Here is an 18,142-nt window from a genome sequence, read left to right as displayed (position 1 = left end):
TTTGTATCAATTGAAAAGTAAACCATTATCAAATGATAAACTCTATTATAACAGGGGTAGGGCATTATGTGCCTGAAAGAGTTGTAACAAACTTTGATTTAGCAAAAGTGATGGACACTAATGATGAGTGGATCCAGGAAAGAACAGGTATTGTAGAAAGGAGACATGTAGAAACTGATTCTAAAGTATCGTCTACAGATTTGGGTGTTATCGCAGCTAAAAATGCTTTAGAAGACGCAGGAATCACAGCTCAAGATATCGACTTTATTTTATTCGCTACTTTATCTCCAGATTATTATTTCCCAGGAAATGGTGTATTGGTGCAAAAAGAGTTAGGTTGTCGTACAATTGGTGCAATGGATATTCGTAATCAATGTTCTGGTTTTGTGTATGCATTGTCTACAGCAAATGCTTTTATCAAGGCTGGTGTTTACAAAAATATTTTAGTAATTGGTGCTGAGGTACATTCGTTCGGATTAGATATGTCGGATGATGGTCGCGGCGTTTCAGTAATTTTTGGAGATGGAGCAGGAGCAGTAGTTGTTTCGGCATCAGAGGAAGAAGGTCGTGGGATTTTATCAACTAATTTACATTCTGAAGGTGAGTTTGCTGAAGAGTTAGCTGTAACTTTTCCAGGAACAAAAACAGGTTGGTCGGACGAATTGCTGAAAGAGGGAAACACCTTAACTAAAAAAGAAATTTATCCGTATATGAACGGAAATTATGTTTTCAAGCATGCGGTAACTCGTTTCCCTGAATCTATTGTAGAAGCTTTATCAGTGGCAAATAAAAAGCCAGAGGATTTAGATTTGTTTATTCCGCATCAAGCGAATTTGCGTATTTCTCAATTTGTACAAAAACAATTGGGTTTACCAGATGAGAAAGTGTATAACAACATTATGCGTTACGGAAATACAACAGCAGCGTCTATTCCAATTGCATTGAGCGAAGCAAAACAAGAAGGTAAAATCAAAAAAGGTGACTTAGTAATGATGACTGCTTTTGGTGCAGGATTTACATGGGGATCTGTTTTGATGAACTGGTAAACAAAAGTCAGAAATTAGATTTTCGAATTTAGAATATAGAAAAACCCTTCACTGAAAAGTGAAGGGTTTTTTGGTTATATTTGATTACATCTTCTAATATATGAATTTATATAAAACACTATTTTTTGTTGGATTAATCACTTTTACGAGTTGTAAAAATACAGAGAACAAAGCTGAACAAGCTACAAAAACGACTCAAATTCCTCCAGATTACGAAGAATTATTTTCTATCATGAAAAAGGGTTTTATCGATAGAGATAAAGTTGATTGGGAGAATTTTGAGAAAAAAGTAATCGAGAAATCAAAAATATCGAAAGATTCGGCGATTGTAGAGGCAATTACTTTATTAGGAAATAATCATACACATTATCGTACGAAAGATAATGTGTTATTAAGAGGTCGTTTTCCTAAAATAAAAGTTGATAGTGCTTGTTTGTTAAAAGTAGACGATAATAATAAGTTAACTAAAATTCCAGATGTAGCATATATTAGGATTAAGCGTCATGGTTTTGATAAAACGATAAGTGATAAAGACTATATTTTCAATAACCTGAAAATTATTTCTGAACAAGCAAATTCTAACTATTGGATTATTGATTTGCGTGATAATTTAGGTGGTTCTAATTGGGTAATGATAACATCTTTATTACCATTTTATGAAGATAATATATTAGGATATTCTAAAATCAATAATGATGATATTGCATGGTCAAAAAAAGATGGATATTTTTTTAATGGAGTTAATAATTTATCAAAAGGATATATTAATACTCCAATAATAAATACAATTCATCCAAAGAAAATTTATGTTTTGATTAATCAAAGAACAAGTAGTGCAGGAGAAGCAACGCTGATTTCATTAAAATCATTTCCAAATGTCAAAGTCTTAGGTAAGAAAACAATGGGAGCAGCCACTGTGAATGCAACAATTGAATTAAAAAATGGAGATATATTAAATTTAACAGCAGGTTATATGATGGATGCTAAAAAGAATATTTATCCAAATGGAATTTCTCCAGATTATGAATTGTGTACAGAAGATGAAATTCTAAAATATATTCAATCAGATATGAGAAAATAAGTTGAAAAGTTTTCAATTTCCTAACAAAATTCATTACAATTTTATAACGAAAATCTATTCGATATTGGTTATATTTGTAGAGTTTAAATTAATTATAATAATAAATCAAAATAAAACTATATGAGTTCTTATGATGTAGCCGTAATTGGTGCTGGACCTGGAGGATATGTTGCAGCTATTCGTGCAGCGCAATTAGGATTTAAAACAGCAATTATCGAGAAAGAAAGTTTAGGTGGTACATGTCTTAATGTTGGATGTATTCCGTCAAAAGCTTTATTAGATTCTTCTCACCACTATTACGATGCTGTAAATCACTTTAAAGAGCACGGAATCGATATCGATGCTCCAAAAGTAAACTTCACTCAAATGATTGCTCGCAAAGCAGGTGTTGTAGATACTAACGTAGCTGGTATCAAATACTTGATGAGTAAAAATAATATTGATGTTTTAGAAGGAACAGGTGCTTTTAAAGACGCAACTCATATCGTTGTAACTGCTAAAGACGGTTCTACTCAAGAAATTGAAGCTAAAAATACAATTATCGCAACAGGATCAGTTTCATCTGAATTACCATTTGCGCCAACAGATAAAACTCGTATCATCACTTCTACAGAAGCATTAGCTTTAACAGAAGTTCCAAAACACTTAATCGTTATCGGTGGTGGTGTTATCGGATTAGAGTTAGGGTCAGTTTACTTACGTTTAGGTTCTCAAGTAACAGTTGTAGAATATGCAGACCGCGTTATTCCAGGAATGGACGGTGCTTTGTCTAAAGAATTGACAAAAGTATTGAAAAAACAAGGAATGAAATTCCACACTTCTACAGGTGTAACTTCTGTTGTAAATAACGGAAATGATGTTACATTAAAAGCAACTTCTAAAAAAGGAGAAGAAATTGAAATTAATGGTGATTACGCTTTAGTAGCTGTTGGTCGTCGTGCTTTCACAGGATCTTTAGGTTTAGAAAACGTAGGTGTAGAGGTTGACGAAAGAGGTCGTATCAAAACAAACGATCACTTACAAACGAATGTTTCTAACATTTATGCTATCGGTGACGTTGTTGCTGGTGCAATGTTAGCACACAAAGCAGAAGAAGAAGGTGTTTTAGTTGCTGAGCAATTAGCAGGTCAAAAACCTCATATCAATTATAACTTAATTCCTGGTGTTGTTTATACTTGGCCAGAAGTTGCAGGAGTTGGTAAAACAGAAGAGCAATTGAAAGAAGAAGGAGTAGAATACAAAGTTGGTTCTTTCCCATTCAAAGCTTTAGGACGTGCTCGTGCATCTATGGATACAGACGGTTTTGCTAAAATTTTAGCAGATAAAAACACAGACGAAATCTTAGGAATGCATATTATTGGTGCTCGTGCTGCAGATTTAATTGCAGAAGGTGTTGTAGCAATGGAATTCCGTGCTTCAGCAGAGGATTTAACAAGAATGTCTCATGCTCACCCAACATTCTCAGAGGCGATCAAAGAAGCTGCATTAGCTGCTACAGACAATCGTCCTATTCACGCTTAATCAATAGATTTAAGATAAATTCTAAAAAGCTGTTCGTAAGAGCAGCTTTTTTGTTATTTTTAAACTTTAATAGACATCAAAAATGGAAGATATCACAACATTATTCAAAGAACATTGGGACACAATATTAATTACTGTAATAACGATTACAACTTTCTTTTTTGTTTTTAGATCAAAAGAACGAAAGAAAAGAAATTAATCTTCTTTAAAGTAAATTGGGTTTGGGTAAATGAATTCATAATTAAATTCATCCAGAATTTTTTGACTTGAAATAATTTTTCCTTCACGATTTGTAGAGGAAATAATTTTCTTGTTTAATTGATATTCTAACACTTCTTCTTTGGTAGGATGTTCTGGTGCAACAACATTATAAGTAGTATTATTTTTGTCTGAATCAATGATTTTTTTAATGATTAGACAAATGTCTTTATAATGAATATGATTGACCGTTTGAGATAGATTTTGACTATTCAAATCTATATATTTAGAAAGAAATCTATCATCTCCCATTAATCCGCCTAAACGTAAAATGATTAATTGATTAAATTTTTCTTTTAATTGATTTTCAATTGAATAATAAGGATTATTTAAATAAATAGTTTCAATTATTTTTTCAGAAATAGCTTCATTATTTTCAGGATAAATAGCTGTTGAACTTAACAAGATAAGTTGATTGTCATAATCTCCTAAAAAGTCAATCAAGTGCTGAAATCGTTGTTGTAAATCTTCTAAATTATTTCTTCTTCCAAATGGAATTGTCACAACAACAAAATCATAATTGTGTTTAATTTTTTCAGATTTATAATCATCAAAATCGATTGAGAAACAATTTTTAGCATCTGAAATTCGTTTCGTAGTTTCAATCAAAAATTGCTTTTCTAACTGTTTTTCTAATCTTGATCCAAACCAACCTTTTCCAATAATCAATCCTTTTTTCATTTCATTCAATTATGCAATAAATATAAGATTGTTCTATTTCCTAACCGAAAATAACTTTCTATTTTTGCCAAATGTTAGAAATTCTTTACCAAGACGAATATATTATTGCCATTAACAAACCGAGTGGCTTATTGGTTCACAAATCATTTTATGCGCGCGATGCGTCTGTTTTTGCGGTTCAGGAATTGCGCAATCAGATTGGAGGTCAACATGTTTATCCCATTCATCGTTTGGACAGAAAAACGTCAGGAGTTTTACTTTTTGCATTAGATAAAGAAAGTCTAAAAATTATGAATGATCGTTTTGCAACGCGCGAAGTTGAAAAGAAATATTTGGCTATTTTACGTGGTTGGGCGCCGGAAGAAATGACGATAGATTATGATTTGACGAATGATGACGGTGTAAAACAAAATGCAATTACCTATTTTCATCGTTTACAAACAGCAGAAATTGATTTAGAATATAACAATCATCCGACTTCACGCTATTGTTTGGTAGAAGCAATTCCCGAAACTGGTCGTATGCATCAATTAAGAAAACATTTCAGACATATTTTTCATCCAATTTTAGGAAGTCGCCCGCATGGTTGCAATAAACAAAACAAATTGTGGTTAGAAAATTTTGGTTTGAAAGGAATGATGCTTCATGCTCATCAACTGGTGTTTAATCATCCTATTACAAATAAAAAGATCACACTTGATGCAAAAGTTAACGAAGAGTTTACTAAAGTAGGTGATATTCTTGGTTTAGATTTAAGTAAATATCAATAAAACCTTTTTAATTATTAAAGGCTGAAAAAATCTTAGTTTGACTAAATGTTAAAATATTGAAATTGAGGTTAATATTCTTTATTTTTGCAGAGACAAATAACTGCTTATGAAGAACTATTTTTACTCTTTTATTTTTTTAATTTTAATGATGAATTGTTCAGATAAAAAGGAAGAAGTAACGAAACTATCTACAACTGAACTAAAAGAAACGGAAGAATACGCACAAGCTTCTCCAGAAAAACTAAAATTATTTAAAGAAATTAATGCTTTTCAGAAAGATCTGGAAAGTAAGAAAACTGAACAAGTTTCGAACAGTTTAGGTTGTCCAAAACGAGTTGAAGAATTGGATTTAAAACCTAAAAATTCTGTTGTCCGAAATGATATCGAATCAAATTCGTTTAGACTTTCATCAAGTTTAGTTTCAACTAATTATGATTTGGTTTATGATGAATTGGATTTAAATATTTTAAACCAAGCAATTAAATCATTCCCAGAAACTGAATTGTTATCTAAAGATAATGTTTCGACAACAATTAAAGTTGGTGATTGTAATTATCAAACGGATATTTTAATGAAAGTGAATGAAGTGGATTTTAATGTGAAATCAATCAGTACTGATGAAAAATGCGTGAAAGATCAGAAATGGAAATTTATTTCAACTGACGGAATTCTCGTTTTAGATCATCGTAAAATGTTATAATACAAAAAAGAAGTTCTTTTGAACTTCTTTTTTATTTATATTTTTAATGTGAATGCACATGCATAGAAACGGTGAGATAAGCGAGTACAAATCCGACCAAAATAGATGCAAATTTCTTTAAATTAAATTTGTGTCCTTCATTGCTTTCAAATAAAATTACGGTTGAAATATGTAAAAATATTCCCGAAACAATTGCACTCATTTCCAAAGAATAATTAGAAATAATGGTATGTTTTCCCAAGAAATATCCCATTGGAGCGGCTAGAGCAAACAAAGTCATAAACAATATTCGTTTTGCGTTAGACTCGGTGTGTTGACACAAAGCACTAAATAAAATCATCGAAACTGGAATGTTATGTACAAAAATTGCCCACATAAAATTGTGCGATTCTGCATTTGCAACCGGAATTCCTTCGATAACAGAATGCAAAAACAATCCACCGAAAATTCCGATAGGAAATTGCTCTTTTTTGTGCAAATGAATGTGTCCATGTTCAACACCTTTACTAATCGTCTCTAAAATATATTGAATCACAACACCTAATAAAACAAATAATCCGATTGAATGATGACTATGATTATCGGAAGGATGTCCATAAACTTGTGGTAAAATTTCTAAAACAGTCATCGCCAAGAAATATGCTCCACTAAACGTTAGAAGTAGTTTTGAATTGTGTTTATTTTTTAAGAAAATACTCGAAAAAAGTACACCTATTAAAACACTTGAGATTAAGATTAAACTTTCTGTCATTTTTTCAAGACTAAGATTAAGCGATCCGAAGTTTTTTCGTCAAAAGCATCAAGATTATAGTTTCCAAATGCTTTATCTAGCTCAAAACCTTCTGTTTCGTATATTTTTTTGAAATCATTAAAATAAATCAATCTTACAAACTCCTCGAAGTGAAATGTTTCGCCTTTGTCTGTGAAATCAATTTCTTTTTTGATGAAACCATTTTCGACAGATTTTGTGATTTTGAATAAAATTCCGTCAATCGTTTTTTCTTCATACGGAATCATTCCAGAAACCACTTTTTCAGCATTCAAATAATCTAACACAAAAGTTCCGTGTTCTTTCATTTGTTCTTTTACAGCTTCAAAAACTTTGTAATTATCATCGTAGTTTTCAAAATATCCAAAACTTGTAAATAGATTAAGAACTGCATCAAATTCGTTTGGATGAAAAACCTCTCGCATATCGTGGCGTTCAAATTTAAGAGATTCATTCTCTAATTGTTTTGCGTATTTGATGCTTTCTTCAGATAAATCGATTCCTAAAACATCATAACCTAATTTGTTCAACGTAACAGCGTGACGTCCTTTTCCGCAAGCTAAATCAAGAATCTTCGCGTGCTTAGATAAATTTAAATTTTGTGTAAGTTTTTGTATAAAATCTTCTGCTTCTGTTAAACTTCTGTTTTGATATAAAATATGATAATATGGTGAGTTAAACCATTTTACAAACCATTGTAAATCCATTTTTTTTATTTTTGGCAATTTGGACAAGTTCCTGAAATCACGCAATTATAATCTTGCTTCAAAAATCCTTCAGGTAAATTAATATTTATTTCATCTTTCAAACAAATGAGTTGGTTGCAAGTTGTACAACGAAAATGAAAATGATCATGGTGATGTTGTGTATGTTCGCAACTTGTTTTGCACATCGCAAAATAGTTTACGCCATCATCACCCACAATTTTGTGCATCATTCCGTCTTCGCAGAAATTGTTTAGAATACGATAAATCGTAGCTCTATCCATTTTTTCTTGCAATTGTGTTTCTATTTGTTCCTGATTTAATGCAGTCGTACACGAATCGAACAAATCTAAAACAGCCTTTTTTGTTGGTGTATTTCGTCTTTTCATTTCTTAATGCAAATATGTTGCAATAGTACAAAGAAATCTTGAAATAAAAAAAATCCTATTCAATTTTGAATAGGATTTTTTGTCAAGCTGAATATATTTTAGCTTCTTTTTTATATCTGATTCTGAAACTAGTTCAGAATTAATTTTTGTTGAAATTAAATTGATTTATTTAGAAATAGCTTTACATTTCTCTTTCAACCAAGTTGTTTCTTTTTCATCTAAGAATGGAGAAATCTTTTCAAATACAAATTGATGGTAATTATTCAACCACGTCAATTCTTCATTTGTCATTAAAGTAACATCGATTAAATTTTTATCAATAGGAGAAACCGTAACAATTTCAAATTTTAAGAAATCACCAAATTGTGTAGACATTGCTGGTTGAACAATCATTAAGTTTTCAATTCTGATTCCGTATTCACCATCGCGATACAAGCCTGGCTCATTAGATAAAACCATTCCGATTTGCAATGGAGTTAAATTTTCTTCTAATCGAATACTTTGCGGACCTTCGTGTACACATAAGAAATGACCAACTCCGTGACCTGTTCCATGTCCATAATTGAAACCATTTTCCCAAAGTGCTTTACGAGATAAAACATCTAACAAAGAACCACGAGAATTTGCTGGAAAAACAGCTTCTGATAAAGCAATATTTCCTTTCAGAACCAATGTGTAATCAATTTTTTGTTGAGCAGTAGGCTCGCCAAACATCATTGTACGTGTAATATCTGTTGTTCCTTCTAAAAACTGAGCTCCAGAATCGATCAACAACATTTCTTTACGACCTAAAGTATAAGCAGATTCTGGCGTTGCAGAATAATGATTCATTGCACCATGATCGGCATAACCACAAATAGTCCCGAAACTTGCTCCTTTAAAATTTTCTTGTTGTGATCTAAATTCGATTAATTTATCAGCAACAGTTACTTCGTTTATATTGTTCTCTATATTTTCTTCTAACCACATGAAAAATTTAGTCAATGCAACACCATCTTTTACCATTGCATTTCTGAAACCTTCTTGTTCTGTTTCGTTTTTAAGTGCTTTTAGATTTGTAACAATAGAAGGAGATAATTTTATAGTAGAAGCAGAAGAAATCGCTTCGTACAATGATTGGTTGATTCGGTTTCCATCAACTAAAACGTGTGATTTTTCAGTAAGATTATTTAAATAAGTGTAAATATCTAAATAAGATTTAATTGTAATTCCTTCGTTTGCTAACGCAGCTTTAGTTTCAGTAGTTACCTTTGCATCATCTATAAATAAGTACGCATTATCAGTATCTACAGCAGCATACGAAATTGTCAATGGATTATAGTTAACATCATTTCCGCGAATATTAAACAACCAGGCAATTTCGTCTAAAGAATTCATGAAATATACGTTTGTATTTGCTTTCTTCATATTGTTTCTAACTTCCGAAATCTTTTCAGAAGCTGATTTTCCAGCAAATTTTACATCATAAATATAGAATTGATTTTGTGGTAAAGCAGGACGATTTTGCCATGCTAAATCAATTAAATCAATAGATTTTACAGAAAGTTGATTGAAAGCAAATTCATTTTGCGTTTCTACAAATGCATTGTGCGCAAACATTTGAGGATTAAGTCCTACAACTTCTCCTTCTTGTAATTGAGAAATAATCCATTCATTAATAGAAGGTGTTTCTGGCATTTTCATTTTCATCAACTCAAAAGTTGTGTCTTTTAATTGATCTTCTGCCTGAATAAAGTATCTCGAATCTGTCCAAAGAGCCGCTTTTTCTAACGTAACAACTGCAGTTCCAGCCGATCCATTAAAACCTGAAATCCAAGTACGCTCTTTCCAGCGATTTGGTAAATATTCGCTTCCGTGTGGATCTGTTCCAGGAATAATTGTTGCGCTAACACCATTTTGTTTCATAACCTCTCTCAAAGCTGAAAGACGATCTGTAATTTTTTCCATTTTATATCGATTTCTAAAAAATTAAACTTTAATAGCCGAAAGATACGAAGAATGGAGGTGAAGAGAAATAAGGAAGTTAAAAAATATTATTAAGATTATTATCTGGTTTCACCACGGTGTTTTTCTGATAAAACAGGTTCTGCAAAAGCAATAAATTCATTTTCTTGTAATTCGGTTAATTTATCAAAAATAGATTTATAATTTATTTTGAAAGGAATTTCTAGAACAAAATATTTTTCATTCAGCGCTTCACTTTCACAATTCAAATTTTTGAAAATATTTCTAATATCATCTCTATTAATGTCATCATTCATTATAATGACTTGAATTGTTGAGTTACCAGAAAATTTAATTACTTTTCTAAAAGTCAAAAATTCTTCATCGTTATCATACTCAGCAAAAACGATATCATCACTTGAAAAACATGGACCATAGAACGGAATATTTTCAATTTTATATAATCCTTTTTCTTTGTCTATGGTTTCTGTCCAAAGTGTTTCAACTATTTCTTCTTCTAAAACCTTACTATAATATCGAACTAATATTTTTTCATATTTAGTTTCTTGATCCATAAAATATTTTTTGTTAAGATATAAATTAGTTTAGAATTATTCCTTTCTCAATTTCCTTTATTTCCCGTACTTTTGTAAAAATTTTATTTCCTTGGAAAATTTCAGAATGATTGCGAAAACCTTTTTTGGTTTCGAAGAAATATTAGCGCAAGAATTAAAAGCGTTGGGTGCGGCAGATGTTAAAATTCAAAACCGAATGGTCGAATTTAATGGCGATTTAGGTTTCATGTACAAAGCAAATTACAGCTTGCGTACAGCACTTCGTATACAGAAGCCAATTCTTTCGTTTTCTGTGAAAAATGATCATCAATTGTACGAGAAATTCAAGAAATTCCATTGGGAAAATTATCTGAATGTCGATCAAACTTTTATGATTGATCCAACCGTTTTTTCAGATTATTTTACGCATTCGCATTATGCAGCGCTTAAAGTGAAAGATGCTATTGTAGATCGATTTAAAGAGAAAGATGGTCGTCGTCCAAGTATTGATAAAGATTTTCCAGATGTACGTTTTAACTTACATATTTCGCACGATAAAATTACATTGTCGTTAGATTCTTCGGGAGATTCATTGCACAAACGTGGTTATCGCGAAGAAACTGGTCCAGCGCCTATTAACGAAGTTTTAGCAGCAGGTTTATTGTTACAAGCAGGCTATGATGGAAAAGGAAATTACCTTGATCCGATGTGTGGTTCGGGAACAATGTTGATTGAAGCGGCGATGATTGCAAATAATATTCCGCCACAAATTCATCGTAAGCATTTTGCTTTTCAGAATTGGCCAGATTATGACGAAACATTGTTCACACAAATTCGTAATACGCGTCTAAATCGAATTAAAGAATCTGAATATAAAATTGTAGGGTACGAAATTTCTCCATTGATGGTGAAAATTGCGCAGATGAATATAAAATCTGCTGATTTAGAAGATTTCATCGAAGTTAGAAATCAAGATTTCTTTACGTCTAAAAAAGAATTGTTCCCAGTTTTATTGGTTTTCAATCCGCCTTATGATGAGCGTATCGAAAATAATAACCAAGAATTTTACAAACAAATTGGTGACACGTTAAAATCGAGTTATCCAAACACCTTGGCGTGGTTTATCACATCAGATTTACAAGCCAAAAAATATGTCGGTTTGCGTCCTTCGAAAAAGGTAAAAGTGTTTAACGGTAAGTTAGAATGCGACTTTTTACAATACGAAATGTACGAAGGAAGTAAAAAAGCTAAAAATCAAAATTAAGAGAAGTGAGTCAATTTATAAAAGAAATTTGTCAAGATCAAAAAGTATATCTTTTAACTTCTGAAGAAGGTTTTGCTATTTCGTATTCGGAGGAATTTGAGTACGAAGATGGTTCTAATTTAGAGGTAATTTGCTTCTGGTCGGACACAGATTTAGCTGAAAAAGCGAAACAAAATCAATGGGCAAATCATACAATTGATTCGATAGATTTGAATACTTTTTTAGAAGAATGGTTGTTCGGAATGATTGAAGAAGTTTCTTTGGTTGGAATTAATTTTGACGAAACTTCGAAAGGAGAGGAGCAAAGTCCATTGGATACGATTTTAGCAATTGTTCATGAATTGAATTTGTCTAAGATTTCTTTGAAATTGAATCATTTCAAAGATTTAAATGAAATTCAGAAAGTGACTTTAGAGTTGAAAGAATCATTCAATCAATAACATATTTTGGGAAAAGAAGATTTGCAACTTTCGATAATTATTGCCGTTTACGAACGTCAAGATGAATTGACAGAATTATTGTCAAGTTTAGCGAAACAAACGGATAAGTTGTTCGAAATTATTATTGTAGACGATGGTTCTCAAAATAAATTGGATACAGTTTGTGCTAAATTTGATACTCAATTAGATCTTCATTATTATTACAAAACAAATTCAGGTCCAGGGAAATCGAGAAATTATGGAATGGAAAAAGCGAATGGAAATTATTTCATTTTCTTAGATTCTGACACGATTATTCCTTCGACTTATATTGAATCGGTTAAAAAAGAATTGACAAACAATTTTGTTGATGCTTTTGGTGGTCCAGATGATGCAGATGATTCGTTTACAGATTTGCAAAAAGCAATTACTTTTTCGATGACTTCATTTTTGACAACAGGAGGAATCAGAGGAGGAAAAAAGCAAATTGGTAAATTTCAGCCGCGAAGTTTTAATATGGGAATTTCTCGTAAAGCGTATGGAAAAACAGGTGGTTTTGCGGATTTACGCGTTGGAGAAGATCCAGATTTATCAATGCGTTTGTGGGAAAATGGTTTTGAAACGAGATTATTTCAAGATTCTAAAGTGATTCATAAACGTAGAACTTCGTTAAAGAAATTTGCGAAACAAGTCTATCAATTTGGAGTTGCGCGCCCAATTCTTAATCAACGTCATCCAAATTATATAAAACTAACTTTTTGGTTTCCGAGTTTATTTTTTATCGGAACTTTAGTTGCGTTTTTATTTTTATTGTTGAGTTTTATTCTTCCCAAACATCAATTTATCCTACAAATTCCATTTGTTTTGTGGTTAATTTATATGTTTTTGATTTTTATTTTCTCGGCTATTCGTTTCAAATCTGCGGTTGTAGGTTTATTATCAATTCAAACAACTTTAATTCAATTTTTCAATTATGGTTATGGATTTTTAGAAAGTCAATTTAAATTGAATATTCTCAAACAAAATCCTAAAAAGGCTTTTCCGAGTCATTATCATATCGATTAGTATAAAATAAAAAAGGTCAAGATAATTCTTGACCTTTTGCTTTAGATTGAAAAATTTCATCCTCAGCTAAACTTAAAATACTAATTTAGAATAAAATTATACATTTCTGAATTAATAACTACTATCATAAAGTAACTTTAAGTAAATTTTAATATCATGATAATTAGATAGTTATTTTTATAAAATTTATAATAATTACGTTAGAATTGTAGATTTTTTTTTTGAATTAAATAATTATAAATGGCTATTTTTTTATTTTGAATACTTCTCAATATTGATTTGACAAAGTTTTCGATACAATAATCAAGTAAAACCATTAAAAAATTTCGTAATTTTGCAGACTTAAATTATAGTAATGCGTACGAAATCGACTGGAAAAAAGAAAATTAATGTAATTACGTTAGGATGTTCTAAAAATGTATACGATTCTGAGGTGTTGATGGGACAATTAAAAGCCAATGGGAAAGATGTTGTTCATGAGCAATCTGGAGATATAGTAGTAATTAATACATGTGGTTTTATTGATAATGCCAAAGAAGAAAGTATTGATACAATTTTAGATTATGTTCAACGTAAAGAGGAAGGTTTAGTAGAAAAAGTTTTTGTGACAGGATGTTTATCTGAACGTTATAAACCAGACTTGTTAGAACAAATTCCAGATGTTGATCAGTATTTCGGAACGAGAGAATTACCTTTACTATTGAAAGCTTTAGGAGCTGATTATAAGCACGAATTGGTTGGTGAACGTTTAACGACAACTCCTCGTCATTATGCTTATCTTAAAATTGCTGAAGGTTGTGATCGTCCTTGTTCTTTTTGCGCTATTCCTTTGATGCGTGGAGGTAATGTTTCTCGTCCAATTGAAGATTTAGTTACGGAAGCAACTAAACTAGCTAAAAATGGTACAAAAGAACTGATTTTGATTGCGCAAGATTTAACGTATTATGGTTTAGATATTTATAAAAAACGTGAATTAGCTTCTTTGTTAAAAGAATTGGTTAAAATTGAAGGAATCGAGTGGATTCGTTTACATTACGCTTTCCCAGCTGGTTTCCCAGAAGATGTGTTAGATGTGATACGTGAAGAACCTAAAGTTTGTAATTACTTAGATATTCCGTTACAACATATTTCGACAAATATTCTAAAATCTATGCGTCGTGGTACAACTAAGGAGAAAACAAATGCTTTATTAGAAGCTTTCCGCACAAAAGTTCCAGATATGACTATTCGAACAACTTTGATTTGCGGTTATCCAGGTGAAACTGAAGAAGATTTTCAGGAAATGAAAGCTTGGGTACAGGAGCAAAAATTTGATCGTTTAGGATGTTTTACTTATTCTCACGAAGAAAATACACATGCATATAATTTAGTTGACGATGTTCCTGAAGAAGTGAAACAACAACGTGTTGAAGAAATTATGGAAATCCAATCGCAGATTTCATACGATTTGAATCAAGAAAAAATTGGTAAACAATTTAGAGTAATGATTGATCGTAAAGAAGGTGATAACTTTATTGGACGTACAGAGCACGATTCTCCAGATGTAGATAATGAAGTATTAATTTCTGCAATTGATACCTATTTACCAATAGGTGATTTTGTAAATGTAGAAATTATTGAAGCATATGAATTCGATTTAATTGGTAAAGTAATTGATTAAGTAGATTAATATAATAAACAGAAAACCACTCAATTGAGTGGTTTTTTTTTATTTAGTAATTAGTCAAATTAGTTTTTTGCGTTATTACGTAACTTCTTTTTCATTCGATTACTTTGAACTAATTGTTTATGTTTCGGATCTTTCAATTTATCCACTAAAACTTGTAAATGATTTTCTTCTTTTTTTGCTTTTTTAGCCATGGTTTAGATTTTTAAATTTGAATTAAATTAATCATTATTCTTCAAGTTGTCAAACATATTTATCTAATTATACAATATTTAACGTTTATTTTTTAGGTTTGTCACTCATGTAAAAGGTAATTTTTCCACCGTTTATAATATCAAAATGGTTCAAATTAAACGAAGAATAAGTTTTCCCATTCAATTCTATTTTCTGAATGTAGACATTCTTTTTCGATTGATTTTTAACGTCAATTTCAAATTGTTTTCCGTTTTCTAAATTCAACACAGCATGCTCTACCAAAGGACTTCCAATTGCATAATCCGTCGAACCTTGTTGAACAGGATAAAAACCTAAAGCACTAAAAATATACCACGCACTCATTTGTCCAGTATCATCATTTCCGCCCAGGCCATCAGGCGTTGGCTTGTATTGCATATCCAAAATCATTCTAATTTTTTCTTGTGTTTTCCATGCTTGTCCAGCCCAATTATATAAATACGCTACGTGGTGTGCCGGCTCATTTCCATGAACATAACCACCGATTATACCTTCACGAGTGATATCTTCAGTATCTGCAAAATATTCGTCTGGTAAATGCATCGTAAATAATTCGTCCAATTTTGCTCCAAACTTCTTTTTTCCGCCCTTTGCTTCAATTAATCCATTTGGATTTTGAGGAACAAAAAAGCTGAAATTCCACGAATTTCCTTCAATAAAACCTTGTCCATGTGTATTCAATGGATCAAATTCTTTCTTGAAACTTCCATCAGTCAATCGTGGACGCATAAATCCAATCGAAGGATCGTAATTATTTTTCCAATTTTCAGAACGCTTCATAAATGTTTCATAGACATCCATTCGATTCAATTTTTTTGCCGCTTGCGCAATCGACCAATCATCAAAAGCATATTCTAACGTATTCGAAATTGAAGTTCCATTTTTCTCTGCAGGAATATAACCTTTGTCGATATAATCTCCAATTCCTTCGTAATCACGTTTATTTGCTGTTACAATACAAGCATCTAAGGCAGCATTTGCTTCACCATCATAAGTTCCTTTTACAATTGCATCTGCAATTACTGTAACCGAATGATAACCACTCATACACCAATTTTCATTAGCGTAATGTGACCAAATTGGTAACATTTTGATAGGGTTTTGCTCATAATGTTTCATCATTGATTTTACCATATCATTGTTGCGTTTTGGCTGAATGATATTGAACAACGGATGTAACGCACGATAGGTATCCCAAAGTGAAAATGTAGTATAATTTGTAAAACCTTTGGCTTGATGAATTTCTTGATCCAAACCTTTGTATTGACCATTCACATCCATATAAGTTGTCGGATTGATGAAGGTATGATACATTGCTGTGTAGAAATTTATTTTATCATTTTCTGAAGCTTTAATCTGAATTCGATTCAATTCTTTGTTCCAATTTTCTTTTGCTTCATTACGCACTTGTTCAAAATTCCAGTGTGGAATTTCTGTTGTCAAATTTTCTAACGCATTAGTTTGACTAACTGGAGAAATTGCAAATTTAATCTTTACTTTTTCATTTTTTTCTGTATCAAAATCAAAATACATTTTAATCTTTTTTCCTTCGATTAATGGAAAGTTTTGATCTTGGTTCCATTTTCTCCAAAAACATTTATAATCAACTTGACCGTCTTCATTTTTCTGTCCATAATTTTTGAATGGTTTTGAAAAAGTCATCGCAAAATAAACCGTTCTATTTCTTGCCCAACCGCGTGTTTGTCGATAACCTGTAATCAATGTATCATTCACCACGCGAACATATGTCCACGTATTTTTGTCATCGTAATTATAAATTCCAGCATTCAAATCCAAAATAATATGTGAATCAACCGATTTTGGAAATGTATATTGATGAAAACCAACGCGCGTAGAAGCGGTCATTTCTGCCCAAATATTGTAATCATCCAATTTCACTTTGTAATACCCCGCTTCGGCAGTTTCATTTTGATGTGAAAATCGAGAACGATAACCACTCTCAGGATTTTGAGCAGTTCCGGGATTCAGTTTTAATTTTCCTACAGTTGGCATAATCAAAAAATCACCCAAATCAGAATGTCCTGTTCCATTAAAATGTGTATGACTAAATCCTGTTATTGTTTTATCCTCAAAACGATAACCTGCACAATAATCATAAACTTTTGGATTGTATTTGTGATTGACAGCATAAGGAATAGAATCCGTTTCAGGACTTAATTGTACTGCGCCAAAAGGAACAGTTGCACCAGGGAAAGTATGTCCCATTTTTTCTGTTCCAATCATTGGATTCACATATTTCACTAAATTCTGTTGCTGTGCAAAAGCAAGTGAATTGAGTGAAAGTAGAGTGATTAGTAATTTTGTTTGCATCGATTTTTAAGTATTAATTTGAATAAAGTTAAACAAATCGAGCATAAAAAAAGGAAAGCTTTTCAACTTTCCTTTCTAATCTTTATTTTTTATAAAATCATTTCGGGAATTTCTCCTTCTATGATTAATTTTCCTTCAGTTGCATTTTTGATGTCTTCAACAGAAATTCCAGGTGCTCGTTCCAATAATTTGAAACCACCTTCTGGTAAAACTTCTAAAACAGCTAATTCAGTAACAATTTTTTTGACACATTTTATTCCAGTCAAAGGAAGTGTACATTCTTTTAATAATTTAGATTCTCCAGCTTTGTTCACGTGTTGCATCGCTACAATAATATTATCAGCCGAAGCAACCAAATCCATTGCGCCGCCCATTCCTTTTACCATTTTTCCAGGAATTTTCCAGTTGGCAATATCACCATTTTCCGAAACTTCCATTGCACCAAGAATTGTTAAATTGATTTTTCGTGCGCGAATCATTCCGAAACTCATTGCCGAATCAAAGAAAACTGAACCTGGTAAAGTTGTAATCGTTTGTTTACCCGCATTGATAAAATCAGGATCTTCTTCACCATCGATAGGGAAAGGTCCCATTCCTAATAAACCATTCTCTGATTGTAAAACAACATTTACATTTTCAGGAATATAATTGGCAACCAATGTCGGAATTCCGATACCTAAATTCACATAAAATCCGTTTTGTACTTCTTTTGCAATACGTTTTGCAATTCCATTTTTATCTAGCAT

Annotated in this window: 18 protein-coding genes; 9 read left to right on the top strand and 9 right to left on the bottom strand. The window is 31.5% G+C overall.

The window, feature by feature from the left end; translation table 11 throughout:
- The first annotated feature begins 32 nt into the window (after positions 1–32).
- The 3 genes from QHG34_RS02040 (at position 33) to lpdA (ending at position 3,648) form a co-directional block, all read left to right on the top strand.
- Positions 33–1,046 (top strand): 3-oxoacyl-ACP synthase III family protein, encoded by a 1,014-nt coding sequence (locus QHG34_RS02040; protein ID WP_282628457.1) that lies wholly within the window; start codon positions 33–35, stop codon positions 1,044–1,046.
- 100 nt (positions 1,047–1,146) lie between these two features.
- A complete protein-coding gene (locus QHG34_RS02035; protein ID WP_282628456.1) occupies positions 1,147–2,127 on the top strand; it encodes a S41 family peptidase in 981 nt (326 codons plus the stop codon).
- Between the two features lie 120 nt (positions 2,128–2,247).
- Positions 2,248–3,648, top strand: a complete 1,401-nt coding sequence (lpdA, locus tag QHG34_RS02030; protein WP_282628455.1) for a dihydrolipoyl dehydrogenase — start codon at positions 2,248–2,250, stop codon at positions 3,646–3,648.
- A gap of 195 nt (positions 3,649–3,843) precedes the next feature.
- Here the strand turns inward: lpdA and QHG34_RS02025 are convergent, their stop codons facing one another.
- A complete protein-coding gene (locus tag QHG34_RS02025) occupies positions 3,844–4,587 on the bottom strand; it encodes a Rossmann-fold NAD(P)-binding domain-containing protein (RefSeq protein ID WP_282628454.1) in 744 nt (247 codons plus the stop codon).
- Between the two features lie 71 nt (positions 4,588–4,658).
- Here QHG34_RS02025 and QHG34_RS02020 point away from each other — a divergent pair, with 71 nt between their 5' ends.
- Positions 4,659–5,357, top strand: a complete 699-nt coding sequence (locus QHG34_RS02020) for a pseudouridine synthase (protein WP_282628453.1) — start codon at positions 4,659–4,661, stop codon at positions 5,355–5,357.
- 106 nt (positions 5,358–5,463) lie between these two features.
- Positions 5,464–6,057, top strand: a complete 594-nt coding sequence (locus tag QHG34_RS02015; RefSeq protein ID WP_282628452.1) for a hypothetical protein — start codon at positions 5,464–5,466, stop codon at positions 6,055–6,057.
- A 43-nt stretch (positions 6,058–6,100) separates the two neighbouring features.
- Here QHG34_RS02015 and QHG34_RS02010 read toward each other — a convergent pair whose 3' ends face one another.
- The 5 genes from QHG34_RS02010 to QHG34_RS01990 all read right to left on the bottom strand — a co-directional run bounded on the left by QHG34_RS02010 (position 6,101) and on the right by QHG34_RS01990 (position 10,438).
- On the bottom strand, positions 6,101–6,808 hold the full coding sequence (locus QHG34_RS02010) for a ZIP family metal transporter (protein ID WP_282628451.1): 708 nt from the start codon (positions 6,806–6,808) through the stop codon (positions 6,101–6,103).
- Positions 6,805–7,533 (bottom strand): class I SAM-dependent methyltransferase, encoded by a 729-nt coding sequence (locus tag QHG34_RS02005; protein ID WP_282628450.1) that lies wholly within the window; start codon positions 7,531–7,533, stop codon positions 6,805–6,807. Before QHG34_RS02005 ends, QHG34_RS02010 begins: the two co-directional genes overlap by 4 nt.
- A 5-nt stretch (positions 7,534–7,538) precedes the next feature.
- Positions 7,539–7,919: a Fur family transcriptional regulator gene (locus QHG34_RS02000; protein ID WP_282628449.1), complete on the bottom strand. Its 381-nt coding sequence runs from the start codon at positions 7,917–7,919 to the stop codon at positions 7,539–7,541.
- 165 nt (positions 7,920–8,084) lie between these two features.
- A complete protein-coding gene (locus tag QHG34_RS01995; protein ID WP_282628448.1) occupies positions 8,085–9,866 on the bottom strand; it encodes an aminopeptidase P family protein in 1,782 nt (593 codons plus the stop codon).
- Between the two features lie 98 nt (positions 9,867–9,964).
- Positions 9,965–10,438: a DUF4265 domain-containing protein gene (locus QHG34_RS01990; protein WP_282628447.1), complete on the bottom strand. Its 474-nt coding sequence runs from the start codon at positions 10,436–10,438 to the stop codon at positions 9,965–9,967.
- 85 nt (positions 10,439–10,523) lie between these two features.
- Here QHG34_RS01990 and QHG34_RS01985 point away from each other — a divergent pair, with 85 nt between their 5' ends.
- The 4 genes from QHG34_RS01985 to rimO all read left to right on the top strand — a co-directional run bounded on the left by QHG34_RS01985 (position 10,524) and on the right by rimO (position 14,825).
- The gene (locus QHG34_RS01985) at positions 10,524–11,681 is read left to right on the top strand and encodes a THUMP domain-containing class I SAM-dependent RNA methyltransferase (RefSeq protein WP_282628514.1); all 1,158 of its coding nucleotides are present in this window, start codon (positions 10,524–10,526) and stop codon (positions 11,679–11,681) included.
- A 5-nt stretch (positions 11,682–11,686) separates the two neighbouring features.
- Entirely contained in the window at positions 11,687–12,121 is a 435-nt protein-coding gene (locus tag QHG34_RS01980) for a DUF2750 domain-containing protein (RefSeq protein WP_282628446.1), read from the top strand.
- 6 nt (positions 12,122–12,127) lie between these two features.
- Positions 12,128–13,165: a glycosyltransferase gene (locus QHG34_RS01975; protein WP_282628445.1), complete on the top strand. Its 1,038-nt coding sequence runs from the start codon at positions 12,128–12,130 to the stop codon at positions 13,163–13,165.
- A 355-nt stretch (positions 13,166–13,520) separates the two neighbouring features.
- Positions 13,521–14,825: a 30S ribosomal protein S12 methylthiotransferase RimO gene (gene rimO, locus QHG34_RS01970; protein WP_282628443.1), complete on the top strand. Its 1,305-nt coding sequence runs from the start codon at positions 13,521–13,523 to the stop codon at positions 14,823–14,825.
- Between the two features lie 68 nt (positions 14,826–14,893).
- On the opposite strand, the gene QHG34_RS01965 is transcribed toward rimO, so the two are convergent.
- The 3 genes from QHG34_RS01965 to QHG34_RS01955 form a co-directional block, all read right to left on the bottom strand.
- The gene (locus tag QHG34_RS01965) at positions 14,894–15,025 is read right to left on the bottom strand and encodes a hypothetical protein (RefSeq protein ID WP_282628442.1); all 132 of its coding nucleotides are present in this window, start codon (positions 15,023–15,025) and stop codon (positions 14,894–14,896) included.
- Between the two features lie 85 nt (positions 15,026–15,110).
- Positions 15,111–17,396, bottom strand: coding sequence for a GH92 family glycosyl hydrolase (locus QHG34_RS01960; RefSeq protein ID WP_282628441.1), 2,286 nt, complete (start codon positions 17,394–17,396; stop codon positions 15,111–15,113).
- An 89-nt stretch (positions 17,397–17,485) separates the two neighbouring features.
- Positions 17,486–18,142 (bottom strand): 3-oxoacid CoA-transferase subunit B, encoded by a 657-nt coding sequence (locus QHG34_RS01955; protein WP_282628440.1) that lies wholly within the window; start codon positions 18,140–18,142, stop codon positions 17,486–17,488.

The organism is Empedobacter sedimenti, assembly GCF_030005555.1.
GTDB classification, from domain to species: Bacteria; Bacteroidota; Bacteroidia; order Flavobacteriales; family Weeksellaceae; genus Empedobacter; species Empedobacter sedimenti.
Note: the sequence above shows the minus strand (reverse complement) of the source record. Positions and strands in the feature narration are given on the sequence as shown.